This window comes from Paracoccus sp. BR5-17 (assembly GCF_055693925.1).
In genome coordinates, this window is record NZ_JBVFUV010000002.1 from 184308 (window position 1) to 198862 (window position 14555).

At 70.8% G+C, this 14555-nt stretch carries 15 protein-coding genes and 1 pseudogene; 7 read left to right on the forward strand and 9 right to left on the reverse strand.

Annotation, left to right across the window (positions count from 1 at the left end; translation table 11 throughout):
* Nucleotides 1-117 precede the first annotated feature (117 nt).
* Nucleotides 118-2046 carry a potassium transporter Kup gene (locus tag ACZ1HC_RS01035; protein ID WP_472698366.1) on the forward strand — a complete coding sequence of 643 codons (1929 nt, stop codon included), beginning with the start codon at nt 118-120 and terminating at the stop codon, nt 2044-2046.
* Between the two features lie 36 nt (nt 2047-2082).
* Here the strand turns inward: ACZ1HC_RS01035 and ACZ1HC_RS01040 are convergent, their stop codons facing one another.
* Complete coding sequence (locus ACZ1HC_RS01040; protein WP_472698367.1) at nt 2083-3186, reverse strand: zinc-binding dehydrogenase; 1104 nt, start codon at nt 3184-3186, stop codon at nt 2083-2085.
* 71 nt (nt 3187-3257) lie between these two features.
* On the reverse strand, nt 3258-3971 hold the full coding sequence (locus ACZ1HC_RS01045) for a gamma-glutamylcyclotransferase (protein ID WP_472698368.1): 714 nt from the start codon (nt 3969-3971) through the stop codon (nt 3258-3260).
* Nucleotides 3972-4130: 159 nt separating this feature from the next.
* Between ACZ1HC_RS01045 and ACZ1HC_RS01050 the strand changes: the two genes are divergently transcribed.
* The 3 genes from ACZ1HC_RS01050 to ACZ1HC_RS01060 all read left to right on the forward strand — a co-directional run bounded on the left by ACZ1HC_RS01050 (nt 4131) and on the right by ACZ1HC_RS01060 (nt 6682).
* A complete protein-coding gene (locus ACZ1HC_RS01050) occupies nt 4131-4727 on the forward strand; it encodes a LysE family translocator (RefSeq protein WP_472698369.1) in 597 nt (198 codons plus the stop codon).
* Between the two features lie 69 nt (nt 4728-4796).
* On the forward strand, nt 4797-5450 hold the full coding sequence (locus tag ACZ1HC_RS01055) for a response regulator transcription factor (RefSeq protein WP_472698370.1): 654 nt from the start codon (nt 4797-4799) through the stop codon (nt 5448-5450).
* Entirely contained in the window at nt 5447-6682 is a 1236-nt protein-coding gene (locus tag ACZ1HC_RS01060; protein ID WP_472698371.1) for a sensor histidine kinase, read from the forward strand. Before ACZ1HC_RS01055 ends, ACZ1HC_RS01060 begins: the two co-directional genes overlap by 4 nt.
* A 25-nt stretch (nt 6683-6707) precedes the next feature.
* Here ACZ1HC_RS01060 and ACZ1HC_RS01065 read toward each other — a convergent pair whose 3' ends face one another.
* The 6 genes from ACZ1HC_RS01065 to ACZ1HC_RS01090 all read right to left on the reverse strand — a co-directional run bounded on the left by ACZ1HC_RS01065 (nt 6708) and on the right by ACZ1HC_RS01090 (nt 11144).
* Nucleotides 6708-7754, reverse strand: a complete 1047-nt coding sequence (locus tag ACZ1HC_RS01065) for an NAD-dependent epimerase/dehydratase family protein (protein ID WP_472698372.1) — start codon at nt 7752-7754, stop codon at nt 6708-6710.
* Complete coding sequence (locus ACZ1HC_RS01070; protein ID WP_472698373.1) at nt 7751-8524, reverse strand: glycosyltransferase family 2 protein; 774 nt, start codon at nt 8522-8524, stop codon at nt 7751-7753. Before ACZ1HC_RS01070 ends, ACZ1HC_RS01065 begins: the two co-directional genes overlap by 4 nt.
* Nucleotides 8521-8850, reverse strand: a complete 330-nt coding sequence (locus tag ACZ1HC_RS01075) for a hypothetical protein (protein ID WP_472698374.1) — start codon at nt 8848-8850, stop codon at nt 8521-8523. The genes ACZ1HC_RS01070 and ACZ1HC_RS01075 overlap by 4 nt, the downstream gene beginning before the upstream one ends.
* The gene (locus ACZ1HC_RS01080; protein ID WP_472698375.1) at nt 8850-10070 is read right to left on the reverse strand and encodes an ArnT family glycosyltransferase; all 1221 of its coding nucleotides are present in this window, start codon (nt 10068-10070) and stop codon (nt 8850-8852) included. The genes ACZ1HC_RS01075 and ACZ1HC_RS01080 overlap by 1 nt, the downstream gene beginning before the upstream one ends.
* A complete protein-coding gene (locus ACZ1HC_RS01085; protein WP_472698376.1) occupies nt 10067-10348 on the reverse strand; it encodes a lipid-A-disaccharide synthase N-terminal domain-containing protein in 282 nt (93 codons plus the stop codon). The genes ACZ1HC_RS01080 and ACZ1HC_RS01085 overlap by 4 nt, the downstream gene beginning before the upstream one ends.
* Before the next feature lie 94 nt (nt 10349-10442).
* Complete coding sequence (locus ACZ1HC_RS01090; RefSeq protein ID WP_472698377.1) at nt 10443-11144, reverse strand: VIT1/CCC1 transporter family protein; 702 nt, start codon at nt 11142-11144, stop codon at nt 10443-10445.
* Between the two features lie 434 nt (nt 11145-11578).
* Here ACZ1HC_RS01090 and ACZ1HC_RS01095 point away from each other — a divergent pair, with 434 nt between their 5' ends.
* From ACZ1HC_RS01095 to ACZ1HC_RS01105, 3 genes are read left to right on the forward strand one after another with little or no spacing between them, the layout of a single operon-like run.
* On the forward strand, nt 11579-13012 hold the full coding sequence (locus tag ACZ1HC_RS01095; RefSeq protein WP_472698378.1) for a cytochrome ubiquinol oxidase subunit I: 1434 nt from the start codon (nt 11579-11581) through the stop codon (nt 13010-13012).
* Nucleotides 13002-14006 (forward strand): cytochrome d ubiquinol oxidase subunit II, encoded by a 1005-nt coding sequence (gene cydB, locus ACZ1HC_RS01100; RefSeq protein ID WP_472698379.1) that lies wholly within the window; start codon nt 13002-13004, stop codon nt 14004-14006. Before ACZ1HC_RS01095 ends, cydB begins: the two co-directional genes overlap by 11 nt.
* Nucleotides 14006-14116: a DUF2474 domain-containing protein gene (locus ACZ1HC_RS01105; protein WP_472698380.1), complete on the forward strand. Its 111-nt coding sequence runs from the start codon at nt 14006-14008 to the stop codon at nt 14114-14116. The genes cydB and ACZ1HC_RS01105 overlap by 1 nt, the downstream gene beginning before the upstream one ends.
* Nucleotides 14117-14156: 40 nt before the next feature.
* Here ACZ1HC_RS01105 and ACZ1HC_RS01110 read toward each other — a convergent pair.
* A pseudogene (locus ACZ1HC_RS01110) lies at nt 14157-14555 on the reverse strand (ATP-binding cassette domain-containing protein); the annotation flags it as partial.

Here is a 14555-nt window from a genome sequence, read left to right on the forward strand (position 1 = left end):
GCGCCCCCTTGAGGGCCGGGCCGGACGATGCGGGACGTTACGGCACCCGCGGATTTTTCTTGAAGCGCCCGGCATTCGCGCCCATATCTGCGCCCGAATCGCAGTCGGAGCGCCTTGATGGCCAGCGAAGAAGCCGCGTCCAGCCCGCTGCCGGCGGATCGCGCGACCCCCCATGATCCATCTCGCCTGACACCCGCCCTGGTGCTGGCCTGCCTGGGCGTCGTCTATGGCGACATCGGCACCTCGCCGCTTTACGCGCTGCGCGAATCGCTGGTCCACGCGCACGAGGAAGGGCTGCCGGAAACCTCGGTCATCGGCATCGTGTCGCTGCTGTTCTGGACGGTCGTGCTGATCGTCACCATCAAGTATGTCGTCCTGATCCTGCGCGCCGACAACAACGGCGAAGGCGGCACCCTGTCGCTGGTCGCCAAGGCGCAGGGCGCGCTGAAGGCCGGGCCGCGCGCCCGCCGGCGGCGGCTGCTTCTGCTGCTGGGCATCGTCGGGGTGTCGCTGTTCTTCGGCGACAGCATGATCACGCCGGCCATTTCCGTCCTGTCGGCCATCGAGGGGCTGACCCTGGTCCAGCCCGCCTTCCAGCCCTGGGTGGTGCCGGTCACGCTGGGCATCGTCATGGTGCTGTTCTGGGCGCAAAGCGGCGGCACCGACCGGATCGCGCGGCTGTTCGGGCCGGTGATGCTGGTCTGGTTCTCCACCATGGCGGTCCTGGGCCTGGCCCACATCGCCGACGACGCGCGCATCCTGCAGGCGCTGAACCCGCTGCGCGCGGCAGGGTTCCTGACCGATTACGGCGTTGCGGCGATGCCGGTGCTGGGATCGGTGTTCCTGGCCGTGACGGGGGCCGAGGCGCTGTATGCCGACATGGGCCATTTCGGCCGCAGCGCGATCCGCACCGCCTGGAGCGTGCTGGTCTTTCCCGCCCTGGCGCTGTCCTATCTGGGGCAGGGGGCGATGGTGCTGGCCCATCCCGAACGGGTGTCGAACCCGTTCTTCCTGATGGCGCCGGACTGGTTCCTGGTGCCGCTGGTGATCCTGGCCACGGCGGCCACGGTGATCGCCTCGCAGGCGGTGATCTCGGGGGCGTTCTCGGTCGCGGCGCAGGCGGTGCAGATGGGGCTGCTGCCGCGGCTGCACATCCAGCACACCTCGGACCAGCAGGCGGGCCAGATCTATCTGCCCAAGGTGAACTTCATCCTTCTGGCGGGCGTGGTGGCCCTGGTGATCTCGTTCGGATCCTCGGCGCGGCTGGCCAGTGCCTATGGCATCGCGGTGACGGGGGACATGGTCATCACCTCGCTTCTGGCGGTGATCGTGTTCCGCTGGTCCTGGAACTGGGGCTGGCCGCTGGTGGCCCTGGTGATGGTGCCGATCCTGGGGATCGAGCTGATCTTCTTTTCCGCCAACCTGATGAAGCTTCTGGACGGCGGATACATCCCGCTGCTGTTCGCGGGCATGGCCATCGCCCTGATGGTGATCTGGGTCGAGGGGATGCGCCGGCTGCAGGACAAGCTGGCGCAGGAAAGCATCAGCATGGATCTTCTGGCCGAAAAGCTGGCGAAGTCGCCCCCCACCATCGTGCCGGGCACGGCGGTGTTCCTGACCGCCGACCCGATGATCGTCCCGCCGGCCCTGCTGCACAACCTCAAGCACAATCGCGTGCTGCATGAACGCAACCTGATCGTGAAGGTCTGCAGCGCCACCACCCCCCGCGTCCCCGACGACGAGCGGCTGCGCCTGGAACAGATCGCGCCGGGCTTCTGGCGGGCCTGGCTGTCCTTCGGCTACATGGAACGGCCCAACGTCCCCCGCGCCCTGGCCGAGGCCAAGCGCCAGGGGCTGAAGTTCGACATCATGTCCACGTCGTTCTTCCTGAACCGCCGCATCTTGCGGTCCGGCAAGGGCACGCTGATGCCCCGCTGGATGAGCCGGATCTTCGTGCGCCTGTACCGTTCGGCGGCGGAACCCACCAACTATTACCGTCTGCCCTCGAACCGGGTGGTCGAACTGGGGCAGCAGAAGAACATCTGAAGGCCCCGCCGGCCGGCGGCGGGGCCTGACGGCGCCTCAGGGCGCGATCAGGTATTTCTCGCCCGTGGCCTTGCGGACATAGGCCGCCACGGTCTGCGGATCCAGCACCTGCTCCAGCGGGATGCGGGCGGTGTAGTGGCTGGCGAAGGTGGTGGTCATCTCGTCCACCACGCGCTTGCGCATCCGCTGCACGACGGCCGGATCGAAGGTCTGCAGGGCGCGGAACAGCAGCCAGCCGCCGATGCTCCAGCTGAAGCCGAAGCCCCGGCGCAGGATCGTCGGCCCGGTATCGAGCGCGCCGTAGATGTAGGCCTGCTTGGGCGTGGCCGAGCCGTAGCGGTCATAGCTGGTGGCGCTGCGCGCGGCGACGGATTCCATCGCGTTCAGGATGATGCTGGTGGTCTCGCCCCCGCCGATCGCGTCGAAGGACAGCGTGGCGCCGGTTTCGGCGATGGCTTCGGTCAGATCGGCGCGGAAGCTGTCGCTGCTGCTGTCCACCACATGCGTCGCGCCCAGGCCGCGCAGCAGGTCGGCCTGCGCGGGGCTGCGGACGATGTTGACCAGCCCGATGCCGTCGGCCTTGCAGATCCTGACCAGCATCTGCCCCAGGTTCGAGGCCGCCGGCGCGTGGACGATCGCCTTGTGCCCCTCGGCGCGCATCGTCTCCACGAAGCCGAGCGCGGTGAGCGGGTTCACGTACAGCGCCGCCCCCTGTTCGGCGCTCGCCCCCTCGGGCAGCACCAGGCAGTCGCGGGCGGCGATCAGGCGCAGCGTGGCGAACATGGCGCCCCCCAGCATGGCCACCCGCCTGCCGACCAGATCCCGGCAGTCGGGACCGGCCTCGATCACGGTGCCGGCGCCTTCGTTGCCCACCGGCAGGGACTGCCCGATCCGCGGCCGCAGGGACGCCATCGCGGCCTCGGGGATGCGGGCGGTCAGGCCGTCGCCGTCGCGGGCCAGGGTGGACATGTCGGCCGGGCCGAACATCAGCCCCAGGTCGGACGGGTTGATGGGCGCGGCCTCGATGCGCACCAGAACCTGTCCGGGGCCGGGTTCGGGCAGGCTGACCCGTTCCAGGGCCAGCCGCAGCGTTCCGTCGGCTGTCACGGTCGATCTGAGTTCAAGACTGTCGCGGTCCATGTTCGCTCCTTCTCGGGGGTTGGGCGATCCTTCCGCAGGCCGGGCCCGGGTGCAACCGCATTGCGACGCCGTCACGGAAAGGGCGGGGCGGCGCCGTCGGCGCGGGCGGCCGCGGCCTCGATCTCCTGGGCGACCTGATGCTGCAGGTCCCAGATATAGGGGTCGTGGATGCCGTGTTCCTCAAGGCCGCGGACCGTGCGCAGCAAGTATTCCGCCCCCGATCCCGCCGCCCCGGCGGCGCGGGCCAGCCTGCGGGCCTGTTCGGCCAGGCTCAGCCGCGCCACCGGCGTTCCCACCGCGTCGGCATAGAAGGTCAGGGCCTGTTCGCGGCCGCGATCCGTCCTGACGGTGATCCAGCAGGCATTGGCGGCCAGTTCATGGGCCACAAGCTCTCGGCGCAGGATGGCGCGGAGGGATTCGGCCTCGGTCCCCGGGGCGATGTCGAGAACGAGCCCGTCGCACCGGCCCCCCGATTCAAGCGCCAGCATCAGTCCCGGCCGGTCCGGCGAGCCGCGGAAATGATCGAGCGAGATGGAAAAGCTGCGGTGCCAGCCCAGGGCCGTGGCGCGGCGCCGCCCGCCCACCGCAAAGCCCGGGTTCCAGATCAGCGAGCCATAGGCGAAGACCGGGATCGGCCGGGGCCGGCCGCGGGTCAGCGTCTCGGCCAGCCGGTCGAGATCGGCGTCCTCCAGCATCCGCCAGCGGGGATCGTGCAGCGGTCCCTCGGCCTGCGGGATCAGGGACACATGGCGGTCGGACAGGGTGATGGGGCGGGATCGGGTCATCCGCTTCCTTCGTGGCGGCCAGGGTTTTCCTGGAAGGTGGGGACGCGGGGCGGGCCGTCAACCGCAAAATCCGCGCGCGCCGCAAGACCGGCGAATCCGCTGGCGCGACGGGGGGCGGCTGGTGCTATAGGGGCTGCGAACACCAGTGCGGGCAGTCCGATGACGCTTACCTTTTTCACCGCCCTTGTCGGCTTCGCCTTCGTCACCACCGTCACGCCGGGGCCGAACAACCTGATGCTGATGGCCTCGGGCGCCAATTTCGGGTTCCGCCGGACGCTGCCGCACATGCTGGGCATCGCCGGCGGCGTGTCGCTGATGGCGCTGCTGACGGGAACCGGGCTGATGGCGCTGTTCGAGGCCATTCCCGCCCTGGAGACCGCGCTTGCCGTCCTGTCGGTGGGCTATCTGCTGTGGCTGGCCTTCAAGATCGCCACCGCCCCGCCCCCGGGCGAAGGCGCCGGGGCCGGGCGGCCGATGACCGTGCTGCAGGCGGCCGCGTTCCAGTGGATCAACCCGAAGGCCTGGGCCATGTGCCTGTCGGCGGTGACGCTGTATGCGCCCGACCAGTCCTTCCTGTCGGTGGCGATCGTGGCGGCGGCCTTTGCGCTCGTGGCCTTCCCGGCGATCTCGGTCTGGGCCTGGCTGGGCACGGTGATCCGTCAGTGGCTGTCGAACGCAACCCGCCTGCGCCTGTTCAACGTGACCATGGCGGTGCTTCTGGTCGCGTCGCTCTATCCGCTGCTGGGGCTGGGCTGATCCCCCGCCTGGGGCGTTGATCCCGGGACCGCTTCCCGGCATCAGGGGGTTCTGGTGAAGGAGGTGTCGATGCGGGTCCTTCTGGTCGAGGACGAGGCCGACATTGCCGATGCGGTGCTGCGGTTCCTGCGCGCGCAAGGCCATGCCGTCGATCACGCCGCCGATCTAGGCACCGCCCGGGCGGCGCTCGATGTCGCGGATTACGCGGCGATCCTGCTGGATCTGGCGCTGCCGGACGGATCGGGGCTGGATCTGCTGCGCGAACAGCGCCGCGGCGGCAACCGCGTGCCGGTGGTGATCGCCACGGCGCGGGACGGTATCTCGGACCGGATCGCGGGGCTGGATGCGGGGGCCGACGATTACGTGGTCAAGCCCTATGACCTGGCCGAGGTCGAGGCGCGTCTGCGCGCCCAGGCCCGCCGCGCCTCGGGCGATCCGGCGCCGGAAAGCCGCGTCGGCGCGCTGACGGTCGATCGGGCGGGCGCGCGGCTGTTCCGCGACGGCGAGGAAATCCGGCTGACCTCGCGCGAATGGGCGCTGTTCGACGCGCTTCTGTCGGCGCGAGGCCGGGTGCTGTCCAAGCAGGCGCTCGAGGACCGGCTTTATGCCTTCGACGACGCGATCGAGGGCAACGCCGTCGAGGTCTACGTGTCGCGCCTGCGCACCAAGCTGGGGGCCGAGGCGATCCAGACCCGGCGGGGCCTGGGATACCTGATCCCATGACGGCTCCGGCCCCCCGTCCGTGGTCGCTGCGCGGCAGGCTGGTGCGGCGGGTGGTGCTGGCCGCAAGCCTGGCCTGGCTTGTGGCCGTCGGGCTTGCCGCCTTGGTGATCGCGCACGAGATGTCGGAACTGATGGACGAGACGCTGGAAAGCGCGGCCCGCTTCTCGCTGGATCTGTACGCGGGCGCGGGGGATGCGGGCGGGCTGACCCGTTCCGCCGGCACCATCCGCATCGTCGATGCGGGAACCCCGGTGGCCGATGCTCCCTGGCCGCCGCTGTCGCGCGACGGCGGCCACGACGTGCCCGGCTGGCGGGTCTTCCGGGTGACGGATCCGCAGTCCGGCGTCGTCGTCGAGGTGGGCCAGAGCGACGAGGTGCGCCGCCACGAACTGCTGGAAGCCTGGGGCGGGCTGGTGCTGCTGATGCTGCCGGTGCTGCTGGCCACGCTTCTTGCCGTGCGCGGGGCCGTCGCCTCGGCGCTGCGCCCGGCGACGCGCCTGGCCGAGGTGCTGTGCGGCCGGTCGGCGCAGGATCTGTCGCCGGTCGCGGAGGATCACCTGCCGGTCGAACTGACGCCGATCCCGCGGGCGCTGAACGGCTATCTGGACACCATCCGCGCCCGGCTGGAGGCGGAACGCGCCTTCGCCACCAACGCCGCGCACGAACTGCGCACCCCGGTCGCCGCGGCGTCGGGGCAGGCGCAGCTGATCGCCGCCGGCCTGGCCGATGCCGCCGCGCCCGAGCGGCTGGCGGGCGCGCTTGGCCGGATGAGCCACCTGATCGACCGGCTGCTGGACCTGTCGCGCGCCGAGGCGGGGCCAGCGGGCAGGGGGCCGTCCGATCTGGTGCGGGTGTCGCGGCTGGTGGCGGCCGATCTGGGCAGGCCGGTGCTGTTCGACGACGGCGAGATGGCGGCGCTGCCGGTGGCCGTCGATCCCGACGCCCTGGCGCTGATCCTGCGCAACCTGCTGGGCAACGCGGCCGACCACGGCACCGTCACGCCGCGCCTTGTGCTGTCCCCGGAACCCGCGCTGACGATCAGCAACACCGTCCCGCCCGGGGCGCGCTTCCGCCACGGCCTGTTCGACAAGGCGGCGGGCTCGCAGGGCTCGGGCCTGGGTCTTGCAATCGTCGCCCGCGTGGCCCGGGCGCAGGGCGTCGCGGTGGATTATGCGATGGCGGGCGGCACCGCCTCGGTGACGCTGCGATTTCCGCCGGGCCCTCCTGGCTGATGGCGGGCTGACGGCGGGCCAAGGGTCAGGGGTGATGCTCCAGCACCCGCCCGTCCTGCGGCATGGCCCGCGCCGCCGGATCATGGCTGGAGAACCAGTCGACATAGCGCCGCAGCCCCAGGGCCAGGGGCGTCCGCTGGCGGGGTCCGATCAGGCGGTGCAGAAGGCTCGTGTCGGCCCAGGTCGCCTCGACATCGCCGGGCTGCATGGGCAGCAGGTCCAGCCGCGCCCTGCGGCCCGCCGCCTGTTGCAGCGCGCCGATGAAGTCGATCAGCGCGACCGGCTTGCCCTGGCCGATGTTCACCACCCGCCAGGGGGCCACCGGCGAGAGGCTGTCGCCCGGTATCGGCGCCGCCGGATGACGCGGGACCACATCCATCAGCGCCCGGACCGCTTCGACAAGGTCATCGACATAGGTGAAGTCGCGCTGCAACCGGCCGTGGTTGAACAGCGGGATCGGCCGGTCCCCGAACAGCGCCGAGGTGAACAGGAACGGCGCCATGTCCGGCCGCCCCCAGGGGCCATAGACGGTGAAGAACCGCAGCATGGTGATCGGCAGGCCGTAGAGCGCGGCATAGGAATGGGCCATCGATTCCGACGCCTTCTTGGTCGCGGCGTAGAAGGACAGGGGCATGTCGGTGCGGTCGGTTTCGCGGCAGGGCAACCCGCCGCTGCCGCCATAGACCGAACTGCTGGACGCCATCAGCAGGTGGTCGGGCGGAAAGGCCCGCGCCGCTTCCAGCACCTGGAAGGTGCCCGCGAGGTTCGCCGAGACATAGCTGCCCGGCGCCTCGATCGAATGGCGCACGCCCGCCTGCGCCGCCAGATGGACAAGGACGCGCGGGCGGTGCCGCTGCATGAGGTCGGCCATCAGGCCCGGTGTCTCGATGCCGCCGCGGACCGCGACGTAATGGGCCGAGGCCAGAAGCCGCGCTTCCCGCGCCGCCTTCAGGGCCGGATCGTAATAGGGGTTGTGATCGTCCACGCCGATGACGCGGGTTCCCTCGTCCAGCAGGCGGCGGGCCAGGTGAAAGCCGATGAAGCCCGCCGAGCCGGTGATCAGGACGCTCATGCCGCGTCCCGCCGGTCCTGGCGCGCCGCGTCCTGCGGCAGTTCGCGGGGCTGGGGCAGTTCGCGCGCCTGGGGCAGGCGGCGGCGGCGGATCAACCATGCGGCACCCATCAGATCGACGATGCCCTCCAGGGCGCGCTGCAGGTTGCCGTATTTGGACCGGCCGCAGGCGCGGGGGGCGTGGGTGACGGGGATGGTGAGAACCTCGAACCCCTCGCGGGCGATCATGGCCGGCATGAAGCGGTGGATGTGGTCGAAATAGGGCAAGGCCAGATAGACGTCGCGCGGAAAGGCCTTCAGCCCGCAGCCGCTGTCGCGCACCCCGTCGCGCAGCAGCCCCGCGCGGATGCGGTTGGCCAGCCACGAGGCCAGCCGCCGCGACCGTCGGTCGCGCCGCCCGACGCGCTGACCCTGCACCAGCCCAAGCGCCGGACCCGCCTGCCGGAACGGGGCCAGCAGCGCGGGCAGGTTCTCGGGGGGGTTCTGGCGATCGGCGTCCAGCGTCGCGATCAGCCGTCCCGCCGCCGCCAGCACGCCCGTGCGGATGGCGGCGGACTGGCCGCAGGGCCGGTCGTGGCAGATCACGCGAAGCTGCGGCAGGACCGCCTGCACGGCCGCCAGTTCCTGCCGCGTCCCGTCGGCCGAGGCGTCATCGACGACGATGATCTCGTGCGCGTGGTCGCGCAGGACGGCGGCGATGGCGTGCAGAAGCGCGGCGATGTTGCCGGCCTCGTCCCGGGCCGGAAGGACGACGGATATGTCGGGCGTCATGGCGCGACCTCCTGTGGGTGGTAAAGGGTATAGCTGTCGCTGCGATAGGGCAGGGTCGCGCCAGGGATCATCCCGGGAAGCGCGAAGCCCTTGCGGTCCAGGATCACCCCTGCCGGGTGGGCCTGCCGCCAGTCCGCCACGGCCCCGGCATCGGCCAGCCGGACGACGGGGTTCCGCAGGCGGCCCGCGAAGTTCAGCTGCGCGTGATAGACGCCGTCGGTGACGGCGATGCCCGCCGCGTCGTGCGGCGCGACCGCCCGGCCAAGCGCCGTCACGTCGTGACGGGCGAACAGAAGCGGGCTCAGCGCCAGATGCAGGCCGATCATCAGCGCCAGGGGCAGGGCGGCAAGGGCGGTGGGCGCCGGCCGCAGCCGCAGGAAGGCAAGGGCGCCGGCCAGCAGGACGGCCGCGCCCAGGGCCAGCGACCACGGGGGCAGGGAATGGCCCGGTCCGCGCAGCGCGGGGACCCCCCGGCGCCGGCCGCGGCAAGGCCCGCCAGGGCTGCAAGCAGCGGCAGCGCCAGCCACAGATCGCCCGGCCCCCAGCGGCGGGCCGGCAGCCCGCCCGCCAGCAGCAGCGCCAGGGCCGGCGTCTCGGGCAGCAGATAATGCACCTGCTTGCCGCTGATGAGCGAGAAGGCCGCCAGCCCGCCTGCCGCCCAGACGGCCGCCAGCCGCGCGCCCGGATCGTCGGCCAGCCGCCGCGGCCGCAAGGCCCCCAGCCCCGCACGGGTCCAGCCGAAGGGCCAGACCATCAGCGGCAGCAGCGCCAGGAAGAACCACCAGGGCCGCTCATGGGCGAACGAGGCGACCATGCGACCGCCGCTCTGGCGCCACAGGACCTCGGTGCGGTATTCCGGCCCACCCAGGATCAGCGCCGGAACCAGCCACAGCCCGACCAGCAGCAGCGCGACCCCAAGTGCCAGCCCCAGCCCGCGCGCCCAGACGCCCCGGGATGGCCGTCCCGCCCCGGCCCACAGGGGCATGGTCAGCGCCACCGGCAGGACGTGGATCAGGATGACCGGCCCCTTGGCATAGACCCCGAAGGCGACCGCCGCGCCAAGCGCCGCCCAGGCCACCGGGCGCGGGCGCCGGGCCGCCGACCACAGCGCCAGCATCGCCAGCAGCGTGGCGCAGGTCAGCATCGCGTCGAACATCGTCGTCGATCCATAGAGCAGCCAGACCGGCAGGGCGGCCAGGATCAGCGCCGCCGCCCCGGCGCGGGCCGGATCCCCCGGCCAGAGCCGCAGGCCCAGCAGTCCGGTCAGCGCCACCGAGGCGGTGGCGAAACCCGGCCCGATCAGCCGCGCCGGAAATTCGGCCACCCCGCCCAGCGACCAGACCAGATTGACCAGCCAGAACAGCAGCGGCGGCTTGTGGCCGTAAAGCGCGCCGTTCAGGTGCGGCACCCAGGGCGATCCGCCGATGCGCATCTCCCATGCGGCGGCAAGGTAACGGGTCTCGTCCACCGGCATCAGCGGCCGCAGAAGGATCAGGCACAGCGCCGTCAGGGCGAACAGCAGCGCGGCGGAAAGGACGGATCTCATGCGGCGGCGGCCTGCCGGGCGCGGGGCCGGTAGATCAGCATCAGGTTGCGCAGATAGACGACCAGGCCCAGCCCTTGTCCCAGCACGAAGACCGGATCGCCGCGCCACAGCGCATAGCCCAGAAGCGTCGCCCCGCCCGCCAGCGAGAACCACCAGAAGGCGCGCGGCACGATGCTGCGGCGCGACCGCTCGCTGGCCAGCCACTGGATGACGAACCGCGCGCTGAACAGCGCCTGCCCCAGAAAGCCGATGCCGATCCAGATCGTCTGCGCTGTCATGTGCCCGCCATCCGCTGCCAATGCGGCCGGACTGGCACCGCAACCTTACGGAAACCTTACAGGTCCGGGGCAGGACCCCGCATCGGGCCCTTGCTCAGGCGACGGCGACGCCGAACAGCCTGCCCACCAGGGCGGTCGCGCCCATCGCCAGAACCCCCCACAGCGCCACCCGCATCGCCCCACGAAGAACCCGCGCACCGCCTGCGGAAGCGCCCAGGCCGCCCAGCAGGGCCAGGCCCGGCACCGCCGCCGCCGCCACGAAGGTGCCGATCTGCGCGGCCGGGGCCAGTGCCGCCACGATCAGCGGCACCGCCGCGCCCGCCGCGAAGGTCAGCGCCGAAACCGCCGCCGCCTGCACCGGCCGCGCGGTCATGACTTCAGAGATGCCCAGTTCGTCGCGGGCATGGGCGCCAAGCGCGTCCTGCGCGGTCAGTTGCACCGCGACCTGCCGGGCCAGATCGCGCGTCAGGCCGCGCGCCTGATAGATGCGGGCCAGCTCCTCAAGCTCGGCCTCGGGCATCTCGGCCAGTTCCTGGCGTTCGCGCGCCAGCTCGGCCATCTCGGCATCGGTCTGCGAACTGACCGAGACGTATTCGCCCGCCGCCATCGACATGGCCCCGGCGACAAGCCCCGCCAGCCCGGCGACCAGGACCTCGGCCCGTCCCGTGCCGGCGGCGGCAACGCCGACCACCAGGCTCGAGGTGGAGAGGATCCCGTCATTGGCCCCCAGCACGGCGGCGCGCAGCCAGCCGATGCGGTGGACGATGTGGGTCTCCGAATGGGCGGGCCTCGTCATGCGGGGGCTCCTTGCGGATGGGCCGCCGCGGGCAGGCCCCAGGGGATCGTCGTCACACCTGGGCGATTGGCGCGGCATCTTCAAGACTAGGCACCAGACGGCCTGCCGCGGCAAGCCCCTGCCGCGTCGCACGGCAGGAGGGCGACAGCCCGCCGCGGTGCCCGCCGGTTCGGCATCCGGGGCAATCCGATCCCCCTGCACGCAAGGGGGCAGCTTCGTTGCAGGCCTTTGGAACTTCTGCGGCCGGTAGCTCTTTTTCCGGGCAGGGTGACTGTGTCACCGGTTCGCCTTGGCTCCTGCCTGGGGCGCAGGGCGATCGAGGGAAAGGATCCGTCATGCCCCTGATGTCCGGCGACCCGCTTCGCGATTCCCAGGGCTCCGCGACCGGCCACCGTCCGCGGCGGTCGCGCCCGGCAGCCACGAGGTGATGCGCCATGCTTGAGGGGTTCAGTGCCGAGACGCTGGCGCGCTTCCAGTTCGCCTTCACGGTGTCCTTCCACATCATCTTCCCGGCCTTCTCGATCGGGCTGGCCAGCTATCTGGCGGTGCTGAACGCGCTGTGGCTGCGGACGCGGGACGAGACCTACCTGAAGCTGTTCGAATACTGGAAGAAGATCTTCGCCGTGGCCTTCGGCATGGGCGTGGTGTCGGGCATCGTGATGTCCTACCAGTTCGGAACCAACTGGTCGGTCTTTTCCGACAAGGCCGGGCCCGTGGTCGGCCCGCTGATGGCCTACGAGGTGCTGTCGGCCTTCTTCCTCGAGGCGGGGTTCCTGGGGGTCATGCTGTTCGGGCGCAGGCGGGTCGGCGACGGGCTGCACATGTTCGCCACGGCGATGGTGGCTCTTGGCACGCTGATGTCGGCGACCTGGATCCTCAGCGTCAACAGCTGGATGCACACGCCCGCGGGCTTCGGCATCAACGAGGCCGGGCAGTTCGTTCCCGAGGACTGGTGGGCGGTCATCTTCAACCCGTCCTTCCCCTACCGGCTGGTCCACATGGTGCTGGCGGCCTATCTGACCACCTCGCTGGTGGTCGGGGCGGCGGGCGCGCTGCATCTGCTGCGCGACCGCACCGACCCCGAGGCGCGGCGGATGTTCTCGATGGCGATGTGGATGGCGGCGATCGTGACCCCGATCCAGATCTTCGCGGGCGACATGCACGGGCTGAACACGCTGGAACACCAGCCCGCGAAGATCATGGCGATGGAGGGCCATTACGACAGCCATCCCGAAGGCGCCCCCCTGATCCTCTTCGGCATCCCGAACCCGCAGGAACGGCGCATCGACTATGCCGTCGAGATCCCCAAGGCCAGTTCCCTGATCCTCAGGCACGATCTGAACGCGCCCCTGGACGGCCTGGACACCATCCCCGACGACGAGGAGCCGCCGGTGGCGATCGTGTTCTTCAGCTTCCGCGTGATGGTCGGGCTTGGCTTCGCGATGCTGGGCCTGGGCGTCTGGAGCCTCTGGGCCCGCTGGAAGGGGCGGCTCTACGATCTGCCCTGGCTGCACCGCGCGGCGCTGCTGATGGGCCCCAGCGGCTTCGTGGCGGTCCTTGCCGGCTGGATCACCACCGAGGTCGGCCGGCAGCCCTATACCGTCTATGGCATGCTGCGCACCAGCGACAGCCTGGCGCCGGTGGACGCGCCCGCCGTCGCAACCTCGCTGATGGCGTTCATCGCGGTCTATTTCTTCGTCTTCGGCGTCGGCACCTATTACATCCTGCGCCTGATGAACAATCCGGCGGCGACGCTGAGCCTGGGCCTGCGCGACGGGCCGATCAGGACGGCCGGCATCACCCCCGGCCCGGCGATGGATCCCGAGATCATCTCTGACCAGGAGGAAGGACCCGCCCATGCCCGTTGATCTTGCCTTCGTCTGGGCCGGCCTGATCGCCTTCGCGGTGCTGACCTATGTGGTCCTGGACGGCTTCGACCTGGGCCTGGGCATCCTGTTCCCGCTGGGCCGGTCCGAGGCCGACCGCGACCTGATGATGAACACCGTGGCCCCGGTCTGGGACGGCAACGAGACCTGGCTGGTCCTGGGCGGCGGCGGGTTGTTCGCGGTCTTTCCGCTGGCCTATGCGGTGGTCATGCCGGCGCTGTACATGCCCATCATGCTGATGCTCCTGGCGCTGATCTTCCGGGGCGTGTCGTTCGAATACCGCTGGCGGACGCGCCGCTGGAAGCCGGTCTGGGATCTGGCCTTCTTCGGCGGCTCGCTGATCGCGGCACTTTGCCAGGGCATCGCGCTTGGCGCGATCGTCCAGGGAATCGAGGTCGAGGGGCGCGCCTATGCCGGGGACTGGTTCGACTGGCTGACGCCCTTCTCGCTGCTGACGGGGCTGGCGGTGGTCATCGGATACGGGCTGCTGGGCGCGACATGGCTGGTCATGAAGACCCAGGGCGACCTGCAGGCGCAGATGCGCGGCCATGCCTGGTGGCTGGGCACGGCGACGCTGGTGCTGATCGGCGTGGTCAGCCTGCTGACGCCGTTTCAGGACGCGGTCTATTTCCAGCGGTGGTTCAGCCTTCCCGGCCGCCTGTGGACGATGGCGGTGCCGCTGCTGATGCTGGTGCTGGCCTGGCTGTTCTATTCGGGCCTGAAGCAGTCTAGGGACGTGCAGCCCTTCCTGGCCGCCCTGGGCTTCTTCGTGGTCAGCTTCGTGGGCATCGGCATCAGCTTCTATCCGATGATGGTGCCGCCGTCGCTGACCATCAAGGAGGCCGCCGCCCCCGACAGCAGCCTGGCCTTCACGCTGGTCGGCGCGGCGGTGCTGATCCCGATGATCCTGGCCTATACCGCCTATGCCTACTGGGTGTTCCGCGGCAAGACCGACGCCAGCGAAGGATACCACTGATGCCCGAGGGCCTGCGCCGGATCCTGTGGTTCCTGGCCCTGTGGGCCGCAGGGGTCGCGGCGCTGCTGGTCGTGGCCCTGGCGATCCGCGCGGTGATCGGACCGGGCTGACGGCCCCGGGCCCCCACGCGCCGGCCGCGGCCGGTCCAAGTCAGGCGGTCATGGCCTGCCGGGCGGCCTTGCGGCGGGCGACGCGGGCGCGGATCGCCTCGATGTCGGTGACAGGGGTCGCGGCGAACAGCTGGCGCGTATAGGGATGGGTCGGGTTGGCGAAGATCGCCTCGCGCGGGCCCTGCTCGACCGCCTCGCCCTGCGAGATCACCATCACCTCGTCGGCGATATAGCGGACCACCGACAGGTCGTGGCTGACGAAGACATAGGTCAGGCCCATCTCGTCCTGCAGGTCGGCCAGCAGGTTCAGGACCTGCGCCTGCACCGACAGGTCAAGCGCGGAAACCGGCTCGTCCAGCACCAGCAGCGACGGGTTCAGCATCAGCGCCCGGGCAATGGCGATGCGCTGCCGCTGCCCCCCGAGAACATGTGCGGATAG